Here is an 18,266-nt window from a genome sequence, read left to right on the forward strand (position 1 = left end):
AACGACTCCTCATGGGGGGCCGGCTACTCCGTCGGCCAGTCCCTCAATGCTCGCCCCAGTCGGCGCGGAACGTGGAGTGACCGGGGAAGACGACGTCCGTGCAGTGGCGGCGGGTGGTCACGTCGTCGACGTAGGCGCGGAAGACGTCCTCCATCCGGGAGGCCACCAGCTTGGCGTAGCCGCGGCGGCCGAGCGTCATGGTGTGGATCTGGGGGCGGCCGTCGCAGACGGACGAGGCCCACCAGACAGGGTCCGTGGCGCTGCGGCCCGCCTTCCCGGGAACCGCCGGTTCCGGGGTCTCGCCGTCGTCGGTGCTGGTGAGGTGGAGGTTGTCGGTGACCGGGCCGGCATAGGTGCGGAGGGACACGAACCACTCGCCCGGCATGTCCGGGCTGTTCAGCCAGTCGTGCGCGTCGGTCTCCTTCGCGTACACCCTGTTGGCGCGGCCGAGGTCGAGCACCAGACCGCAGCTCTCGTCCCAGGCCCGGCCGTCCGTGCGGCTCTCGACGACCTCGTCCGGGTACGGCGACCGGTCGCTGAGGCCGGTCTTCCCGTACCAGGCGCAGGTCCCCTCCGCCCGCTTGGCCGGGACGGGCCCCGCGGTCAGGGCGGGCACGTCGTCGGGAGCGTCCGGCAGGCGCTCGGCGCAGCCGAGCCGGTCGGCGAGGTTGTTGGCGGTTTCCACGGCCGTCTCGGCGAGGACGGTGCGGTCATGGCCGCTCACCTGGCCCCCTCGCGGCGGCATCAGCTCGGCCCGCGCCCACAGGGCCCGCACGGAGGGGTCCTCCGCCGTTCCTTCCGCGCACGGCAGCTGCACGGTGACCGAGGAGTCGGTGACGCGGCCGGCGATGCCGCCGCCCAGGGGCTGCGGTGGGTAGGTGGTCCGGCCGAGTATGCCGATCGGGCCCTTCGTCGGTGCGTCCGCGATCTGGGGTTGGCCGGCCGGCAGGACGCCCATCTGCCCGGTGAAGAACCAGCGGATGCCGGTGTCGGTGCCGGCCCGTTCGCCCGCCTCCGTACTGAAGATCTCGCAGTCGTGCGGGATCCCCGTGTCCGGGTCGAAGCTGTCGTCGTCGAGTCTCCGGTGCGAGATGGTGCCGCCCGCTTCGGAGAGGTCCAGCACCCGGCCCGCCGGGACGAGTCCCCCGCAGGCCGCGTCGATCTGCCGGTGGTTGTTCCACACCACCCAGATCTCCCGGCCGCTCCAGCCGATGGCCACCACCGCGGCCAGGCACAGCACGACGTTGACCGTCTTGCGCACCCCGTCCGGTATCCGCACCGCTCCCCCGTCCCCCTGCGGCCCCCGTCGGCGCCGCGCTCCCCGCTGAAGCTAACAGGTGCCTAGTCGCGGGAGGACGGGGAGGCGGGAGCCGGTTCCGGTGTCTCGAAGACCTCGCCGTTGCGCGGGACGCCGATGCCGTGCCAGGTGAAGGGGACCCCCCGGGCGGTGTCCGGGTCGGGGCCGTCCATCAGCTGGAAGTGGACGTGCGGCTCGGTGGAGTTGCCGGAGTTGCCGCAGCGGCCGAGGACCTGCCCGGCGGTGACCCGGTCGCCCTCGCGGACGGCCAGGGAGCCGCGCTGGACATGGGCGTACAGGGCGTGGGTGCCGTCGCCGAGGTCGATGACGACGTGGTTGCCGATGATGCGGCGGACGCCGGCCAGTTCGCGGGCCGAGCCTTCGAGGATCATCAGGTACAGCAGCGCGGGCAGGGAGTTGCGGCTCAGGTGGTCGCGCTGGGTGTCGCAGACCCGGACGACGGTGCCGTCGGCCACCGCGAGCAGCGGGGCGCCGAACGCCGGGAAGTCGCGGTTGCGGCGGGCGATCGGCCACAGCACGCGGAAGCCGGGGCGGGCGCCGGGCTCCGGCTCGGCGACGAGGTCGATGGCGAAGGTCTGCCCGTAGGCGTGGATGCCGTGGCTCGGGGTGCGGTCGGCCGGGCTGTTCAGCGCGGACCAGCGGCCGGTCACGGGCGGGCCGGTCTCGACGGGCTCGCGGACAGTGCCGGGGGCGTCCGGGGCGCCGCCCCAGCGGTTGACCACGGTGATCAGGACGTACGCGAGGACCAGCGGCAGGAAGTTCCACCACCAGGCGTGGTCCAGGTCGAACAGCACGCTGGCGGCCACCGCGCACAGGAAGGCCACTTGCAGCAGCCGGAAGACGAGCATGGCGAGCTTGCGGACGGTCATCGTTCCCCCTGGTTCGTGATGGTGCCGGTCAGTGGCGGGCCGTCGACAGCGCCACCAGCAGCGGTACGACCCTCCCCGGCGGCACCTCGTGGCGGCCCCGGCCGGTGGCGTGCAGCCAGCCGGCGCCGGTGAGCTGGCGCAGGTGGTGGTAGATCTGGCCGGTCGTGCCCACACCGTCCAGCTCGGCCAGTTCGGCCGCGGTGCGCCGGCCGCCGAGGATCTCGCGCAGCAGCCGCAGCCGTACCGGATGACCGAGCGCGGCGAACACCTCGGCGGACTCGGCCCAGTCGGCGTCCATCAGGCCGTCGGCCGGGGTGCCGTACTGCCAGTCGTACTGCTCCCCGGTCGGGAGGCGGACGGAGCCGGTGAACAGGACGCCGCCGGCTGCCGCCCCCAACTCGCTGAGCTGCTCCTTCAGGCCTTCCAGGGCCCAGAGGTCGCCCTCACGCGGGTGGGGAGCCGGTCGGCCCCCGGCTTCCTCCAGTGCCACCAGCCGCCGTTCGAGGTCGGCGACGCGTTGTTCCAGTTGCTTCACTTCTTCGAGATTACGTAAGTACGTAATCTCGCGCAAGTGTCACTCGTACGTGCGTCTGAGGGCGAAATCCGTCCCGGAGCGCCGCCACCGCCGAAACACTGGTCCGCGCCTGGAAGGAGGTGCAACATGACGGTTATGGCCGAGCACACGTCTCAGATGTCGGTGGACGAGTTCGAAACGATCGCTTCCGCCGCTCCCGAGACCGTCACGTTGGAGTTCATTGACGGACGGATCGGGGTCAAACAAGTGACCGACGGGGATCACGACACCATCGTGTCCTGGCTGGCCAAGCGCTGCATTCAGGCCAGGCCGGACCTGGACCTTTACCACGCGCGAGGCCTCCGCGTCGATGCGTACCGCGAGAGCAGGGCCCGGCCGGACGCCGTGCTGGTGCCCGAGGCCCACTTCGCGGGATACGGCGAATGGGCCGATCCGGCAGGAGTGCTCATGGTCGTCGAGGTCACCTCGTACGACTCGGACACGGACCGGCGGGACCGGCACGAGAAACCGGCCGCGTACGGGCAAGCGGGGATCCCCCTGTACATGCTCATCGACCGGGACAGTTGCACAGTCACCGTGCACAGCGGCCCCGACCGCCAGGTCGGCGGATACCGGGACGCCCGCGTCACGAAGTTCGGGGAGGCGTTGGCCCTCCCCGACCCCGTCGGCATCACACTCGACACGGAGATCCTCAAGAACTACGTGCGCTGAGACGACGAGGCCCCGCCCGGAACCGACCGGACGGGGCCTCGCACGCTCAGGGACCGGCGACTACGCCAGCAGCCCCGGGATCGTCCCCTCGTGGGCCTCGCGCAGGTCGGTCAGGGAGAGGGAGAACTCACCCTGGACCTCCACCGCGTCGCCGTCGACGACACCGATGCGGGTGACGGGCAGGCCACGCGCGCCGCACATGTCGTTGAAGCGGACCTCTTCCGAGCGCGGGACGGCGACGACCGCGCGGCCCGCCGACTCCGAGAACAGGAAGGTGAAGGCGTCGAGCCCGTCCGGTACGACCAGACGCGCGCCCTTGCCACCCAGCAGCGCCGACTCGACGACCGCCTGGACCAGACCGCCGTCGGACAGGTCGTGCGCGGAGTCGATCATGCCGTCGCGGGAGGCGGAGATCAGGATCTCGCCGAGCAGCCGCTCGCGCTCCAGGTCGACCTTCGGGGGCAGGCCGCCGAGGTGGTCGTGGACCACCTGGGACCAGGCCGAGCCGCCGAACTCCTCACGGGTGTCGCCGAGGAGGTACAGCAGCTGGCCGTCCTCCTGGAAGGCGACCGGCGTGCGCCGGGCCACGTCGTCGATGACGCCGAGGACCGCCACCACCGGGGTCGGGTGGATGGCCGCCTCGCCCGTCTGGTTGTAGAGCGAGACGTTGCCGCCGGTCACCGGGGTGCCGAGCTGCAGGCAGCCGTCGGCCAGGCCGCGCACGGCCTCCGCGAACTGCCACATGACCGCGGGGTCCTCCGGCGAGCCGAAGTTCAGGCAGTCGGAGACCGCGAGCGGCTTGGCGCCGGTCGTCGCGACGTTCCGGTACGCCTCCGCGAGGGCCAGTTGCGCGCCCGTGTACGGGTCGAGCTTGGCGAAGCGGCCGTTGCCGTCGGTGGCGATGGCGATGCCGAGACCGGACTCCTCGTCGACGCGGATCATGCCCGAGTCCTCGGGCTGGGCGAGGACGGTGTTGCCCTGCACGAAGTGGTCGTACTGCTGGGTGATCCACTGCTTGGACGCCTGGTTCGGCGAGCCGACCAGCTTCAGGACCTGGTCCTTCAGCTCGTCGGACGACTGCGGCCGGGGCAGCTTGTTCGCGTCGTCGGCCTGGAGGGCGTCCTGCCACTCGGGGCGGGCGTAGGGGCGCTCGTAGACCGGGCCGTCGTGGGCGACGGTGCGCGGGTCGACGTCGACGATCTTGCCGCCGTGCCAGTAGATCTCCAGACGGTCGCCGTCCGTGACCTCACCGATCACCGTGGCGATGACGTCCCACTTCTCGCAGATCTCCAGGAAGCGGTCGACCTTCTCCGGCTCGACGACCGCGCACATGCGTTCCTGCGACTCGCTCATGAGGATTTCCTCGGGAGACAGGGTCGAGTCGCGCAGCGGCACGTCGTCCAGCGTCACGCGCATGCCGCCGGAGCCGTTGGACGCCAGCTCGCTGGTCGCGCAGGACAGGCCGGCCGCGCCGAGGTCCTGGATGCCGACGACCAGCTTCTCCTGGAACGCCTCCAGGGTGCACTCGATGAGCAGCTTCTCCTGGAAGGGGTCGCCGACCTGGACGGCCGGACGCTTGGACGGCTTGGCGTCGTCGAAGGTCTCGGAGGCCAGGATCGACGCGCCGCCGATGCCGTCGCCGCCGGTGCGGGCGCCGTACAGGATGACCTTGTTGCCCGCGCCGGACGCCTTGGCGAGGTGGATGTCCTCGTGCCGCATGACACCGATGGCACCGGCGTTGACCAGCGGGTTGCCCTGGTAGCAGGCGTCGAAGACGACCTCGCCGCCGATGTTGGGCAGGCCCAGGCAGTTGCCGTAGCCGCCGATGCCGGCGACGACGCCGGGCAGGACGCGCTTGGTGTCGGGGTGGTCCGCGGCGCCGAAGCGGAGCGGGTCCACGACGGCGACGGGACGCGCGCCCATCGCGATGATGTCTCGCACGATGCCGCCGACGCCCGTCGCGGCGCCCTGGTAGGGCTCGACGTACGACGGGTGGTTGTGCGACTCGACCTTGAAGGTGACCGCGTAGCCCTGGCCGACGTCGACGACACCGGCGTTCTCGCCGATGCCGACGAGCATCGCGTCGGACTGGGGGGCCTTCTCGCCGAACTGGCGCAGGTGGACCTTGCTGCTCTTGTACGAGCAGTGCTCGGACCACATGACGGAGTACATGGCGAGTTCCGCGCCGGTCGGGCGGCGGCCGAGGATCTCCACCACCCGCTCGTACTCGTCCTTCTTCAGGCCCAGCTCGGCCCAGGGCAGCTCGACGTCGGGGGTCGCGGTCGCGTGCTCGACCGTGTCCAGAGGCGTCCGGCTCATGCGTTGACCAGCTTCTTGAGGATCGAGGTGAAGAACGGGAGGCCGTCGGTGCGGCCGGTGCCGATCAGCGGCTCGACGGCGTGCTCGGGGTGCGGCATGAGGCCGACGACGTTGCCCGCGGCGTTGGTGATGCCGGCGATGTCGTTGAGCGAGCCGTTCGGATTGAAGTCCACGTAGCGGAAGGCGACGCGGCCCTCGGCCTCCAGCTCGTCCAGCGTCCGCCGGTCGGCGACGTACCGGCCGTCCATGTTCTTCAGCGGGATGTGGATCTCCTGGCCGGCGGTGTAGTCGCTGGTCCAGGCCGTACCCGCGTTCTCCACCCGCAGCTTCTGGTCGCGGCAGATGAAGTGCAGGTGGTCGTTGCCGAGCATGCCGCCGGGCAGCAGGTGGGCCTCCGTGAGGATCTGGAAGCCGTTGCAGATGCCCAGGACCGGAAGGCCTGCCTTCGCCTGGTCGATGACGGTGTCCATCACCGGCGAGAAACGCGCGATGGCGCCGGCCCGCAGATAGTCGCCGTACGAGAAACCACCGCAGAGCACCACGGCGTCGACCTGCTTGAGGTCCTTGTCCTTGTGCCAGAGGGCGACGGGTTCGGCGCCGGCGACGCGGATCGCGCGCTGCGTGTCCCTGTCGTCGAGACTGCCGGGGAAAGTGACGACGCCAATACGAGCGGTCACTTCACGGCCTCCGCGACTGCGTCTTCCGACTCGACCTTGACGGTGAAGTCCTCGATCACGGTGTTGGCGAGGAAGGATTCCGCAAGATCGTGGATGCGGGCGAGGGCGGCGTCGTCGACGGGCCCGTCCACTTCCAGTTCGAATCGCTTTCCCTGGCGGACGTCCGAGATCCCTTCGAAACCCAGCCGCGGCAGTGCGCGCTGCACCGCCTGGCCCTGGGGGTCGAGGATCTCCGGCTTGAGCATGACGTCGACTACGACGCGTGCCACTGGCACTCCCGGTGTGTGGTGCTGAGCAGGTTCCTTCAGACTACCCGTACAAAATTTCTACGCGCGTAGCCTTGGAGGAAACTACGTGAGCCCGATCACGATTGGGCATCGGCGGGGGGCGCCCGCGAAAAGCTTCGGGAAAGATCCCGGATCAACCCCGGACACCTATTGCGCGGCGGACACGCCAAGAGATTTAGTCGGTCTTCCCATTGCAATGCCGGGCACTGTACAAATGAAATGTCATTAGCCGATACTTTGCCCAATTACAGGCGAACAGTCGGCATCATCGCGGCGTCTTGGCACGTCATCGCGGAGATGCCGCACGAAGGGACCGATATTCGTGGCGCAGCGTGTCGTGGTCACTCTCTTTGACGACATCGACGGCTCGGAAGCGGCGGAGACGATCGCCTTCGGTGTGGACGGCCGGATGTACGAGATCGACCTGAACGAAACCAATGCCCGGAAACTGCGCAAGGCCCTGGAGCCGTACGTGTCGGCCGGCCGCAAGCGGTCGAGGTCCGGCAAGGCGTACCGGCAGACGGAGGTCGCGCCGGACCCGGCGGCGGTCCGGGCCTGGGCCCAGGCCAACAAGATGGACGTGCCCGCGCGGGGCCGGATCCCGAAGAAGGTCTACGAGGCGTTCGCCGCGGCCCGGTGAGTCCGGCGGCGGCCGACGGCCGCTCAGTCGCCCCTCGCGGCAACCGACTTGCGCGACACCCCGGGTGATCAGCTAAAGTCTGGAGCACGCCGAGGGGCGAGGCCGCAGGGCCCGGCCCACGGAACATGCGGGTGTAGTTCAGTAGTAGAACATCCCCCTTCCAGGGGGAAGGCGCAGTGTGCAATTCCTGTCACCCGCTCTGCATCGTCGTACCGATGACCCGATTGGATCAGGTAGGCTGGTGCTCGCACCGATCGGTGAAGGCCGGTCGGCGGCAATGCGGACGTAGCTCAGTTGGTAGAGCGCAACCTTGCCAAGGTTGAGGTCGCGAGTTCGAGCCTCGTCGTCCGCTCGGGAATCAGACCCCGGTCCTCCACGGACCGGGGTCTTTTCGTGCGTCCGGCGACGCCCGGCGACCTCACCCCTGACATTTGTCATGTCCGGTGATGACGGCCCGCACTGTCACGCGGCCCGGATGCCCGGAAGGCTTGAAGCATGCAAACCAACGGACACGAACACGTGATTGAGGTCACCGACCTGCGGCGCGTGTACGGGGGCGGGTTCGAGGCCGTGCGCGGTATCGACTTCTCCGTGCGCCGCGGCGAGGTGTTCGCGCTGCTGGGCACCAACGGCGCCGGCAAGACCTCGACGGTCGAACTGCTGGAAGGGCTCGCCGCCCCGGCCGGCGGCCGGGTGCGCGTCCTCGGGCACGACCCCTACACCGAGCGTGCCGCCGTACGCCCCCGCACCGGGGTCATGCTCCAGGAGGGCGGCTTCCCCTCCGAGCTGACCGTCGCCGAGACGGCCCGCATGTGGGCGGGGTGCGTGAGCCGCGCCCGTCCGCCGGCCGAGGTCCTGGGGCTGGTCGGCCTGGAGTCGAAGAGCGACACCCGCGTGAAGCAGCTCTCCGGAGGCCAGCGGCGCCGGCTCGACCTGGCGCTCGCGCTGCTCGGCGACCCCGAGGTGCTCTTCCTCGACGAACCCAGCACCGGGCTGGACGCCGAAGGCCGCCGGGACACCTGGGAGTTGGTGAGCGCCCTGCGCGACCAGGGCACGACCGTACTGCTGACCACGCACTACCTCGAAGAGGCCGAGAACCTCGCCGACCGGCTCGCGATCATGCACGAGGGCCGGATCGCCGCCACCGGCACCCCGGCCGAGGTGACCGCCGCGCAGCCGTCCCGGATCTCCTTCGAACTGCCTGCGGGCTACTTCGTGGGCGACCTCCCCCCGCTGGACGGCATGGGGGTCGCGGACCACGAGGTGGAGGGCCGGACGGTGCGGCTGCGCACCCGTGAACTCCAGCGCGCGGCCACCGCGTTGCTGGTCTGGGCGGGACAGGCCGGGGTGGAGCTGCGCCGCCTGGACGTCCGCTCGGCCTCGCTGGAGGAGGCCTTCCTCAGCATCGCCAAGGAGGTGTCCGGCAGGAGCGCCGACGCGAGTGCCGCCGGCACGTCCGCCGGGACGACGAAGGAGTACGCCACATGAGCGCCACCGGCACCAAGCACGCGGCACCCGCCGTGCACTCACCGGTCAGCACGCCGAGGACCCGCATGGCGGCCCTCGCCCGCGCCGAACTCACCCTGCTCGGACGGAACAAGGGCACCCTCGTCGCCGCCCTGTTCGTGCCGCTGGTGCTGCCGTTCAGCGTGAAGTCGGCGGCCAAGGAGATGGACCTCGCCGGGGCCGGACTGACCACCGGCACGCTGGTCCTGCCCGCCGCGATCGGCTTCTCCCTGCTCTTCGCCGTCTACTCGGCCCTCGTCGGCGTCTTCGTCGTCCGGCGCGAGGAACTCGTCCTCAAACGGCTGCGCACCGGCGAACTGCGCGACGTGGAGATCCTCGCCGGATCCTCGACGCCCGCTCTGCTCAGCGGTCTCGTGCAGTCCCTGCTGCTCGCCGTGGGCTGCGCCGTGCTGCTCGACCTGTCCGCGCCGTCCGCGGTCCACCTCTCCGTGCTCGGACTGCTGCTCGGTCTCGTGCTGTGCGCCGCGCTCGCCGGGGTCACCGCGAGCTTCACCAGGACCGGGGAGAGCGCGCAGGTCACCCCGCTGCCCTTCATGTTCGTCTCGATGCTCGGCTCCGGCATGTTCGTCCCGCTGGAACTGCTCCCCGACCGCCTGGCCGCCGTCTGCGAACTGCTGCCGTTGACGCCGGTGATCACCCTGGTGCGCGGCGGCTGGACCGGCGACCTGTCGGGCGGCGAGGCACTGGGCGCCGTGGTGACGGCGGTGGCCTGGACCGTGGTCGCGGTGTTTGCTGTACGTCGGTGGTTCCGCTGGGAGCCACGGCACTGACGTACGGGACGGGCAAGACGTACGGGACGAGCGGGAGCGGCGGGCGGATGCGCAGGCCAGGAGGATGGTGGCGGCGGAAGAACACGCCGGAGAAGGTGGAGACGTACACGCGGTGGTCGTTCCACTTCTTCGGGGTCTGCGAGATCGGCGGCATCGGCCTGTCGACCTACGGCCAGGTGGGGCCGGGGCTCGCGACCGTGCTCTCCGTGATGGTCGTCGTGCACGCCGCGGTGTGCATGGCGACCGCTTCACGGACCCTGGACTGGACCCTCGGCCGCCGGCCGTGGCCGGGCCGGCGGCTGTGGACGCTCGGCGCGGTCACCGCCCTCCTCGCGATCGCCGCGGTCGCTCTCGTGGAACACGGGCCCCGGGGCGCGGAGGTCGACTCCGCGGTCCTCGGGGTCTTCGTCGGAGTGCAGGGCTTCGGCGTCGGCGTGCTGGCCCTCGGTGTGCACGACCGGCGGCGGCGCGTCATGGGGCTGGTCGTCGGCTTCTCGTTCGGCGCGGGGCTCGTCGCCTTCGCGCTGGGTCTGTCCTGGCTCGCCGCACTGATCACGGCGTGCGCCCTGGTGCTGGGCGGGGCGTTCCTCGCCTTCACCGCGGTCTTCTCCGTCTGGCTGCTCAAGGCGGTCTACGCGCTCGACGAGGCCAAGGAGACCCGCGCCCGGCTCGCGGTGGCCGAGGAACGGCTGCGGTTCGGCCGGGACCTGCACGACGTGATGGGGAGGAACCTGGCGGTGATCGCGCTCAAGAGCGAACTGGCCGTCCAGTTGTCCCGGCGCGGGCGGCCGGAGGCGGTGGGGCAGATGATCGAGGCGCAGCGCATCGCGCAGGAGTCGCAGCGTGAGGTCCGGGACGTCGTACGCGGCTACCGGGAGGTCGACCTGGAGGTCGAGCTGGCCGGTGCCCGGGGTGTGCTCTCGGCGGCGGGCATCGTGGCGGAGGTCACCGGTGAGACGGCCGGTCTGCCCGCCGAGGTGCAGTCGGCGCTGGGCTGGGTGGTGCGGGAGGCGACCACGAACGTGCTGCGGCACGGGGACGCCAAGAGAGTGGCGGTGGCCGTGCGGATGCCGGAAGGGCGGGTAGTGCTGACGGTGGAGAACGACGGAGTCCCGGACGGGACCGGCCCCTCGGCGGACGCGGACGCGCCCGCCGGGACCGGCGGTTCCGGGCTGGCCGGGCTGCGGGAGCGGCTGTCCGTGGTGGACGGGACGCTGGAGGCGGGGACCGTGCGCAAGGGCGTGTTCCGGGTGACGGCCGAGGTGCCGCTGCCACCGCACGCCCCGGCCGCGCGGGAGGTGGCGTCGTGACGGACCCCGTGCGCGTGCTGCTCGCCGACGACGAGCACCTCATCCGCGGCGCCCTGGCCGCCCTGCTCTCCCTGGAGGACGACCTCGTGGTGGTCGCCGAGGCGGCCACCGGTCCCGAGGCCCTGGCGATGGCGCGGGCCCACGCGCCGGACGTCGCCGTACTGGATCTGCAGATGCCCGGCGCCGACGGTGTGAAGGTCGCCACATCGCTACGGGCCGAGCTGCCCGCCTGCAAGGTGCTGATCGTGACCAGTCACGGCCGGCCCGGGCACCTGAAACGGGCGCTCGCGGCGGGGGTGCGCGGTTTCGTGCCCAAGACGACCAGCGCCCAGCGGCTGGCCGAGCTGATCCGCACGGTGCACGCCGGAAACCGTTACGTCGACCCGGAGTTGGCCGCCGACGCGATCTCCGCCGGGGACTCGCCGCTGACCGCGCGCGAGGCGGAAGTACTGGAACACGCCGCCGACGGAGCGCCCGTGTCGGAGATCGCGGAGCGTGCCGCGCTCGCCGAGGGGACCGTCCGGAACTACCTGTCGTCGGCCGCCGGCAAGCTCGGGGCGGAGAACCGGCACGCGGCGGTGCGTCTCGCACGGGAGCGGGGTTGGGTATAGTGGCTGACGCGCCACGGCGCAGTGCGAACGTAGCTCAGTTGGTAGAGCGCAACCTTGCCAAGGTTGAGGTCGCGAGTTCGAACCTCGTCGTTCGCTCCGTGTGAGAAGCCCCCGGCTCCGGCCGGGGGCTTCTTCGTGTCCGCGGGGCCTCGGCCGCTACGACCAGCTCAGGCCGGTCAGGAGTTCGTACGCCTCGACGTACTTGGCGCGGGTGGCGTCCACGACCTGCTGCGGCAGCGGCGGCGGGGGCTGCTCGCTCTTGCGGTCCCAGCCGGACTCCGCCGAGGTCAGCCAGTCCCGCACGAACTGCTTGTCGTACGACGGCTGCGCGCGGCCCGGCTGCCACTGGTCGGCCGGCCAGAACCGGGACGAGTCCGGGGTGAGGACCTCGTCGGCGAGGACCAGGTCGTCCCCGTCGAAGCCGAACTCGAACTTGGTGTCCGCGAGGACGATGCCGCGCTCGCGGGCGATGTCGCGGGCGCGGGAGTAGACGGCGAGGGTGGCCTGGCGCAGGGCGGCGGCGGTGTCAGCGCCGACCTGGCGGGCGACCTCCTCGTAGGAGACGTTCTCGTCGTGCTCGCCGACCTCGGCCTTGGTGGCCGGGGTGAAGATCGGGGCGGGCAGCTCCGAGCCGTCGACGAGGCCCTCGGGGAGGGCGAGGCCGCAGACGGTGCGGGTCTGGTCGTACTCCGCGAGCCCGGAGCCGGTGAGGTAGCCGCGGGCCACGCACTCCACGGGGACCATCCGCAGCGACTTGCAGACCAGGGCGCGGCCCTCCCAGTCGTCGGGGGCGCCGGGGGGCAGCTCGGTGCTCAGGACGTGGTTGGGGGCCAGGTCGGCGAGCTGGTCGAACCACCACAGGGAGAGCTGGGTGAGGACCCGGCCCTTGTCCGGGATCTCGGTCGGCAGCACCCAGTCGTAGGCGGAGATGCGGTCGCTGGCGACCATCACGAGGTCGCCCGCCTCGTTCCGGTACAGCTCGCGCACCTTGCCGGTGTGCAGGTGCACCAGACCCGGAACCTGGATCGGTTCGGGCTTTTCGACGAATCCGGACACGGTTCCTCCCCGTGGTTTGAATCAAACGGGGCCCGCAGGGCTCCTTCAGGGTGGTGGTGGGAGACGGGCGGGCCAATACGTCGATTGTCCCGTACGTCGCGAGGAGGGCGACCGGCGGGGCGGTGCCCGTGGGTGCGGGTCAGTCCCGTTTGCAGATGCGGTCCATGAGGTTGGCGGTGGCGCGCTGGACGCGTGGGTCGACGTGGCCGGGGCGGTCCAGGGCCGGGGACCACGCGAACGTCCCGGACGCGAAGACCCAGGCGCCCGACGGGGCCCGGTACAGGGAGGTCTCCTGGTGGCGCCGGGCGCCGTGCGCGTCGGTGTACGGGGAGTGGGCGAGCAGGACCCGCTCGTCGTGCGCGGGGAGCGCGGTGCGCGGGAAGTAGCGGTCGGCCTCGCCCGCCACCAGGTCCTCGATCGGGTCGCCCTCGTGGGCGCCGGTGGCTTCCCAGAGCCAGTGCCCCGCGTTGCGGACGATCATCGGGTGCGGTTCGGGGACGCGGCCGGCGTACTGGATGCCGAGCAGCAGCTGCTCGGGGCGGTCGATCTCCCGCCACAGCGCCGGCCGGCCCGGGCCCCGGCGCTTGCGGCAGGTCAGCAGGCGGTCGGGAGCGCCGGACGGCGACGGGGCCAGCTCCACCTGCCAGTACATGCTGTTGGCGGAGAGGAAGACCAGGGACGTGCCCCGCTCGCGGGCGAGTTCCGTGGTGCGGCGCATGGCGGCGGACCAGTACTCGTCGTGGCCGGGGAAGACCAGGCCCCGGTAGCGGGCCGGGTCGATCCGGCCGGAGTGCAGGTCGCGGGCGTCGGCGTAGGCGAGGTCGTAGCCGTAGCGCTCGGCGAAGCGGATGAAGTCGTAGGCGTGGCCGACGTGCAGCGGCAGCCCCGCGCCCGCGTACGGCCGGTCGAAGGAGACGGTCGTGGCGGCGTCCGCCTCGCCGAGCAGCCGGCCCTCCTCGTCCCACGCGTGGTAGAGGCTGGCACCGGTGCGGCCGTCCTCCGGGTACAGGTTGTACGCCTGCCAGGTGATGTCCGGCAGCACGAGCAGCAGGTCGGCCGGGTGGCTGTCGCGGACCGTGAAGGGGACGTGGGAGCGGTGGCCGTCGGCGGTGGTGAGGACGGCGACGTAGGCGCCGATGCTCCAGTACGACGGGATCTGGAGCCGCCAGGACAGCCACCAGTGGTGGCAGGAGACCGTGCGGTCGGCGGTGAGCGGCGGGGGCTGGACCATGCCGGACAGGCGGGGGCTGGTGGTGATCTTGGCGGCGCCGTCGCCGCCGTAGTGGCCGATCCGGTAGACGTCGACACTGAACTGCTGGGGCGGGTCGACGGTGATGTGGAAGTCGATGGCCTCGCCGGGGGCGGCGGCTCCGGTGGCGGTGAAGCCCTTGATCTGGCGGCGGACGTCGTCGGCGGCGCGCGGGCCGCCTTGCTGGGCGGGGACGGTGTCCTGGTCCGCGTACCAGGCGACGACCTGGCCGGTGTCGCCGAAGTACGTCTCGCCGCCGCGCAGCCACGGGAGGGGCCCCTGTCCGAAGGGGTCCGTCACGGCGTGCGCGAGTGCTCCCGACTCCCAGCGGCGGATCTGCTCGGGCCCCATGGAACCGCCCCCCTCCCTCGTGCCCCCGTGGTCATGCGTATGACGAACGCCCTTGCCATGTGCTCGATTCGGTCCCAGCACATCACATGTCGCACGCGTGCGGTCACTGTTCGTCGCGAAGCGGCCGAAAGTGGAATTGGAGGGTCCGATTCGGCGGGACGGTCCGTCCGGGCGCGTCAGACCAGGCGCACCGGCTTCTCCGGGCGTATGCCCAGGTCGGTCATCCAGGCGCGCAGGGGGCCCGGGTCGCCGGACTCGACCAGGCTGAGCACGCTGGGGGCCAGGTCGGCGGCGCGGGCTCCGTCGAACAGGAGCGACGGTCCGTCCAGCCAGTCGAGGCCCGGGGCCGCGCCGGCGGTGTCCATCGCCGCACAGCACACCATCGCGGTGATGTGCGCGGTGAGGATCTCGCGGCCGGTGCGCGGGGGTTGCAGGGGGAAGAGGGGGAGCGCGCGGTCGTCCCAGAGGGCGGCGTCGGGTCCGGCGGCGGCCGAGGGGGTGGCGGCGGCTCCGGCGCCGGCTCCGGTGGGCTGTGCGGCGGCCTCCTCGCGGGCCAGCTGGGCACTGAGTCCGGCGGCGAGGGCGGCTCCGCGCGTGGTGGTGCCCGCCAGGTCGTCGTCGTCCTCGGGGTGTGCGGGGCCGGCGCCCGCCGGTGACGGGTCGGCTTCCGGGGCGGCCAGGGCGTTCGGGGCGTTCGCCGGGAAGAAAGCGCCCTCCCCTTCCCCGGTGGGCCGGGAGTCGTCGGCGGGCGTCGCGGTGCCGGTCGTGAGGTGGTCCAGGACGCGGGCCAGCGTCGGGCCCTCGGTGCCCGGTGCGGCGCCCTCGGCGGCGCGGCGGACGCCCAGGGTGTCCAGGACCCGGTGGAGGCGGGCCGCGTCCGTGCGCCAGGTGCGGTCCACGACCTCCTCGGGATACTCGTCCCAGTCCACCGGCGACCAGTCCGGGCCGGTCTCGGGCCCGCCGTGGAAGAGGCGCGCGGTGAGCAGCGAGACCGCCTCGTCCATCGCGCCCGGCTCTTCCAGCAGGTCGCAGGCGGGGCGCTCGCCCAGGCGCGAGGCGAAGCCCTCGGCCAGCCGGTCGCGGCGGGACAGCTCGGTGAGGGCGGCGACGACCCCCACGTCCAGCCGGGAGGGCCAGCGGCCCATCCGCCAGGCGGGCAGCGCCACCCGCGTCAACAGCCGGTCCCAGCCCGCGTAGGCGAGCCCGACCTGCTCCTGGGCGACGATCCGCAGACCGTAGTCCACAGCCTGTGCACGCTCGGCCGCCGCCGACGCGACGCCGCGCTCCATCTCTGCCGCGTGCACCCGGCAACTGCGCAGCAGCAGCCGGGACACCCGGCCCAGGCCCGCGCAGGCCGCCCGGGACAGCGGGTCGCGCCGGTCCGCCGAGGCCACGGCCACCGCGGCGTCCAGGCCGCGTATGAAACGGCGGGCGGCGGCTATGTCGGGGTGCGCCGAGGGTCCCGTGCCGGCGACGACCGGGGCGAGGACGGCGCGCAGCTCACCCACGCGCATCCACCACAGGAAGGGCGAGCCGATGACGAGGACGGGCGCGGTGGCGCCGCCGGGGCGGGCGTGGCCGCCCGGGACGGCCGGGGCGTCGCGCTCCGCCGCCGGGGCGGGCGGTCCGTGGGCCGGGTGGGTGCGGTCCTCCAGCCAGCTGTCGCAGTCCGGCGTGAGCGCTATCGCGGAGGGGGCGGGCACGTCGAGCCGGTCGGCCAGGTCGCGCACCAAGCGGTAGAGATCCGGCGCCGACTCCTCGGCGATGGTGACGGTGGGGGTGACGGCGGGCCGGGAGCGGGCCACGACGAGGGCCACCGCGGCCGCGGCCAGCAGCACGAGCACCGCGAGGACGGACACGGCCCAGCGGGCGGCGTCCCAGCCCGCGCCCACCAGGCGCCCGGTGGAGCCGCCCACGAGCAGGATCACGGCGAGGGCAGCGGGCAGCAGGGCGACGGCCAGCGCGCGGCTGCGGACGCGCAGCACGGCCAACGCCCGGGAACGCGCGGCCCGCGCGCCCATCTCCTCACCACCGGTACCGGTCACGGCCGGACCTCACCCCCTCATCGACGTCCTGTCTGTCCTGGCTCGTCCACTGCTCGTCTGCTGGTGCTCACTCCCCCACTGTGGCACCCGCCACTGACATCGCAATGTCGGTGGGCCATGTGCCGGAACGCTTGCGCGGCACCATAGTTGGGGCCTTCGCGCCCGTCAGCCGTATGGACTATCGGTCACTCGATGGAATGGCTTTGGGGAAAGGTGGATGACGGATTGCAAGGATCAGGCCCCGGTTCCTGGGACGGAGCCGGGGCCTGTGGGGTCGCGGTGCGCGGGGGGGGTCCCGCGGGGCCGGTCAGGCGCCCGCGGCGGCCTTCGCGGCGATGTCCGTACGGTACTGCGAGCCGTCGAGGCCGATGCGGGCGACGGCCCGGTAGGCGCGGTCGCGGGCCTCGGTGAGGTCCGTGCCGGTGGCCGTGACGGACAGGACGCGGCCACCGGCGCTGACGACGGCGTCGCCCTCGGCGCGGGTGCCGGCGTGCAGGACGTAGGCGTGCGGGGCGTCCTGGCCGGCCACCTCGGCGAGGCCGGTGATCGGGTCGCCGGTGCGCGGGGTGCCGGGGTAGTTGTGGGAGGCCACGACCACGGTGACGGCCGCGTCGTCGCTCCAGCGCAGCGGCTCCAGGTCGGCGAGGTTGCCGGTGGCGGCGGCCATCAGGAGACCGGCCAGCGGAGTCCGCAGGCGGGCCAGCACGACCTGGGTCTCGGGGTCGCCGAAGCGGGCGTTGAACTCGATCACGCGGACGCCGCGCGAGGTGATCGCCAGACCGGCGTAGAGGAGCCCGGAGAACGGGGTGCCGCGCCGGCGCATCTCGTCGACGGTCGGCTGGAGCACGCTCTCCACGACCTCGTCGACCAGCTTGGGGTCGGCCCACGGCAGCGGCGAGTAGGCGCCCATGCCGCCGGTGTTGGGGCCCTCGTCGCCGTCGAGGGCGCGCTTGAAGTCCTGGGCGGGCTGGAGCGGGCGGACGTTGTCGCCGTCGGTGATGGCGAAGAGGGAGACCTCGGGGCCGTCCAGGAACTCCTCGATGACGACGCGGTCGCAGGCCGCGGCGTGCGCCCGGGCCGCCTCGATGTCATCGGTGACGACGACGCCCTTGCCGGCGGCCAGCCCGTCGTCCTTGACGACGTAGGGGGCGCCGAAGGCGTCGAGGGCCGCGTCGACCTCGGCCGGGGTGGTGCAGACGTACGAGCGGGCGGTGGGGACGCCGGCGCCTGCCATGACGTCCTTGGCGAAGGCCTTGGAGCCCTCCAGCCGCGCGGCCTGGCCGGAGGGGCCGAAGACCGGGATGCCGGCCTCGCGCACGGCGTCGGCGACCCCGGCGACCAGGGGGGCCTCCGGGCCGACCACGACCAGCTCGGCACCGAGGCGTTCGGCCAGCGCGGTGACGGCCGCGCCGTCGAGGGCGTCGACCTGGTGCAGTTCGGCGACCTCGGCGATACCGGCGTTGCCGGGTGCGCAGTGCAGCGCGGTCACGTCGGGGTCGAGGGACAGGGAACGGCACAGGGCGTGTTCGCGGGCGCCGCCGCCGATGACAAGGACCTTCACGGGGCCAGCCTAATGGGAAAGGACCCGGACCCCTTGTGCGGGCTTCCGAAGGACGGGGCGGTGCAGCCTTGTGGATTCCTCCAGGCCGAGGCCGGGGGGCGTGACGCGCCCGCGGCCCGCCCCCCGGCTCCTACTCGTGCGCGATCTCCTCGACGACCGTCGCTCCCAGCTCCCGTACCAGCAGATCCCTGCCGGAGAGCGCGGACTCGTCGAGGTCCGGGTCGTCCTCCTCGGGGACGTCGTCCTCGGGGGAGACCTGGCGCGGCTCGGGAGCCGGCGGGCGGGGCGTGGGCGGCGCGCGCCCCGCACGACGGCGGCCGTGCCCGGACCCGCCTCGGCGGCCGGCGTCCGCGGGCAGCTGTGACGGACACGAGGGCGCGCACGACCGCGCCGCCGGCCGCCTGCACGACCGAACTGGTCACCGACGAGG

The 18,266-nt window shown here is 72.4% G+C and carries 17 protein-coding genes and 3 tRNA genes; 10 read left to right on the plus strand and 10 right to left on the minus strand.

Going from position 1 to position 18,266, the window contains the following annotated elements; translation table 11 throughout:
* Positions 1–43 precede the first annotated feature (43 nt).
* The 3 genes from DMH12_RS20255 to DMH12_RS20265 form a co-directional block, all read right to left on the minus strand.
* Positions 44–1,279 (minus strand): hypothetical protein, encoded by a 1,236-nt coding sequence (locus DMH12_RS20255; RefSeq protein WP_125492945.1) that lies wholly within the window; start codon positions 1,277–1,279, stop codon positions 44–46.
* Positions 1,280–1,341: 62 nt separating this feature from the next.
* Positions 1,342–2,187, minus strand: coding sequence for a M23 family metallopeptidase (locus tag DMH12_RS20260; RefSeq protein WP_125492946.1), 846 nt, complete (start codon positions 2,185–2,187; stop codon positions 1,342–1,344).
* Between the two features lie 28 nt (positions 2,188–2,215).
* A complete protein-coding gene (locus DMH12_RS20265; protein ID WP_185832428.1) occupies positions 2,216–2,722 on the minus strand; it encodes a helix-turn-helix transcriptional regulator in 507 nt (168 codons plus the stop codon).
* Positions 2,723–2,848: 126 nt separating this feature from the next.
* Between DMH12_RS20265 and DMH12_RS20270 the strand changes: the two genes are divergently transcribed.
* Entirely contained in the window at positions 2,849–3,433 is a 585-nt protein-coding gene (locus DMH12_RS20270) for a Uma2 family endonuclease (RefSeq protein ID WP_125492947.1), read from the plus strand.
* A gap of 60 nt (positions 3,434–3,493) precedes the next feature.
* Here DMH12_RS20270 and purL read toward each other — a convergent pair whose 3' ends face one another.
* Genes purL through purS form a run of 3 tightly spaced genes read right to left on the minus strand, consistent with a single transcriptional unit; the run spans position 3,494 to position 6,698 of the window.
* Positions 3,494–5,752, minus strand: a complete 2,259-nt coding sequence (gene purL, locus DMH12_RS20275; RefSeq protein WP_125492948.1) for a phosphoribosylformylglycinamidine synthase subunit PurL — start codon at positions 5,750–5,752, stop codon at positions 3,494–3,496.
* Positions 5,749–6,429 (minus strand): phosphoribosylformylglycinamidine synthase subunit PurQ, encoded by a 681-nt coding sequence (gene purQ, locus DMH12_RS20280; protein WP_061443786.1) that lies wholly within the window; start codon positions 6,427–6,429, stop codon positions 5,749–5,751. Before purQ ends, purL begins: the two co-directional genes overlap by 4 nt.
* Positions 6,426–6,698, minus strand: a complete 273-nt coding sequence (gene purS, locus DMH12_RS20285) for a phosphoribosylformylglycinamidine synthase subunit PurS (RefSeq protein ID WP_122616955.1) — start codon at positions 6,696–6,698, stop codon at positions 6,426–6,428. The genes purQ and purS overlap by 4 nt, the downstream gene beginning before the upstream one ends.
* A 340-nt stretch (positions 6,699–7,038) precedes the next feature.
* Between purS and DMH12_RS20290 the strand changes: the two genes are divergently transcribed.
* The 8 genes from DMH12_RS20290 (at position 7,039) to DMH12_RS20325 (ending at position 11,670) form a co-directional block, all read left to right on the plus strand.
* A complete protein-coding gene (locus DMH12_RS20290; RefSeq protein WP_064728688.1) occupies positions 7,039–7,356 on the plus strand; it encodes an Lsr2 family protein in 318 nt (105 codons plus the stop codon).
* A gap of 127 nt (positions 7,357–7,483) precedes the next feature.
* Positions 7,484–7,555: transfer RNA gene (locus DMH12_RS20295), tRNA-Gly, on the plus strand.
* 80 nt (positions 7,556–7,635) lie between these two features.
* Positions 7,636–7,708, plus strand: a tRNA-Gly gene (locus DMH12_RS20300).
* 143 nt (positions 7,709–7,851) lie between these two features.
* On the plus strand, positions 7,852–8,844 hold the full coding sequence (locus DMH12_RS20305) for an ABC transporter ATP-binding protein (RefSeq protein WP_125492949.1): 993 nt from the start codon (positions 7,852–7,854) through the stop codon (positions 8,842–8,844).
* Positions 8,841–9,653: an ABC transporter permease gene (locus DMH12_RS20310; protein ID WP_125492950.1), complete on the plus strand. Its 813-nt coding sequence runs from the start codon at positions 8,841–8,843 to the stop codon at positions 9,651–9,653. Before DMH12_RS20305 ends, DMH12_RS20310 begins: the two co-directional genes overlap by 4 nt.
* A 47-nt stretch (positions 9,654–9,700) precedes the next feature.
* Positions 9,701–10,963, plus strand: coding sequence for a sensor histidine kinase (locus DMH12_RS20315; RefSeq protein WP_125492957.1), 1,263 nt, complete (start codon positions 9,701–9,703; stop codon positions 10,961–10,963).
* Positions 10,960–11,574, plus strand: coding sequence for a response regulator transcription factor (locus DMH12_RS20320; RefSeq protein WP_185832429.1), 615 nt, complete (start codon positions 10,960–10,962; stop codon positions 11,572–11,574). Before DMH12_RS20315 ends, DMH12_RS20320 begins: the two co-directional genes overlap by 4 nt.
* A gap of 23 nt (positions 11,575–11,597) precedes the next feature.
* Positions 11,598–11,670, plus strand: a tRNA-Gly gene (locus DMH12_RS20325).
* A gap of 60 nt (positions 11,671–11,730) precedes the next feature.
* Here DMH12_RS20325 and DMH12_RS20330 read toward each other — a convergent pair.
* The 4 genes from DMH12_RS20330 to purD all read right to left on the minus strand — a co-directional run bounded on the left by DMH12_RS20330 (position 11,731) and on the right by purD (position 17,836).
* Positions 11,731–12,630, minus strand: a complete 900-nt coding sequence (locus DMH12_RS20330) for a phosphoribosylaminoimidazolesuccinocarboxamide synthase (RefSeq protein ID WP_125492951.1) — start codon at positions 12,628–12,630, stop codon at positions 11,731–11,733.
* A gap of 139 nt (positions 12,631–12,769) precedes the next feature.
* Positions 12,770–14,230 carry a N,N-dimethylformamidase beta subunit family domain-containing protein gene (locus tag DMH12_RS20335; RefSeq protein ID WP_125492952.1) on the minus strand — a complete coding sequence of 487 codons (1,461 nt, stop codon included), beginning with the start codon at positions 14,228–14,230 and terminating at the stop codon, positions 12,770–12,772.
* A gap of 176 nt (positions 14,231–14,406) precedes the next feature.
* Positions 14,407–16,275: a hypothetical protein gene (locus tag DMH12_RS20340; protein WP_125492953.1), complete on the minus strand. Its 1,869-nt coding sequence runs from the start codon at positions 16,273–16,275 to the stop codon at positions 14,407–14,409.
* A 307-nt stretch (positions 16,276–16,582) separates the two neighbouring features.
* Positions 16,583–17,836 carry a phosphoribosylamine--glycine ligase gene (gene purD / locus DMH12_RS20345; RefSeq protein ID WP_125492954.1) on the minus strand — a complete coding sequence of 418 codons (1,254 nt, stop codon included), beginning with the start codon at positions 17,834–17,836 and terminating at the stop codon, positions 16,583–16,585.
* Between the two features lie 136 nt (positions 17,837–17,972).
* Between purD and DMH12_RS40300 the strand changes: the two genes are divergently transcribed.
* The gene (locus DMH12_RS40300) at positions 17,973–18,200 is read left to right on the plus strand and encodes a hypothetical protein (protein WP_185832430.1); all 228 of its coding nucleotides are present in this window, start codon (positions 17,973–17,975) and stop codon (positions 18,198–18,200) included.
* The last annotated feature ends 66 nt before the right edge of the window (positions 18,201–18,266 follow it).

Source organism: Streptomyces sp. WAC 04229 (assembly GCF_003947455.1).
Lineage (GTDB): Bacteria > Actinomycetota > Actinomycetes > Streptomycetales > Streptomycetaceae > Streptomyces.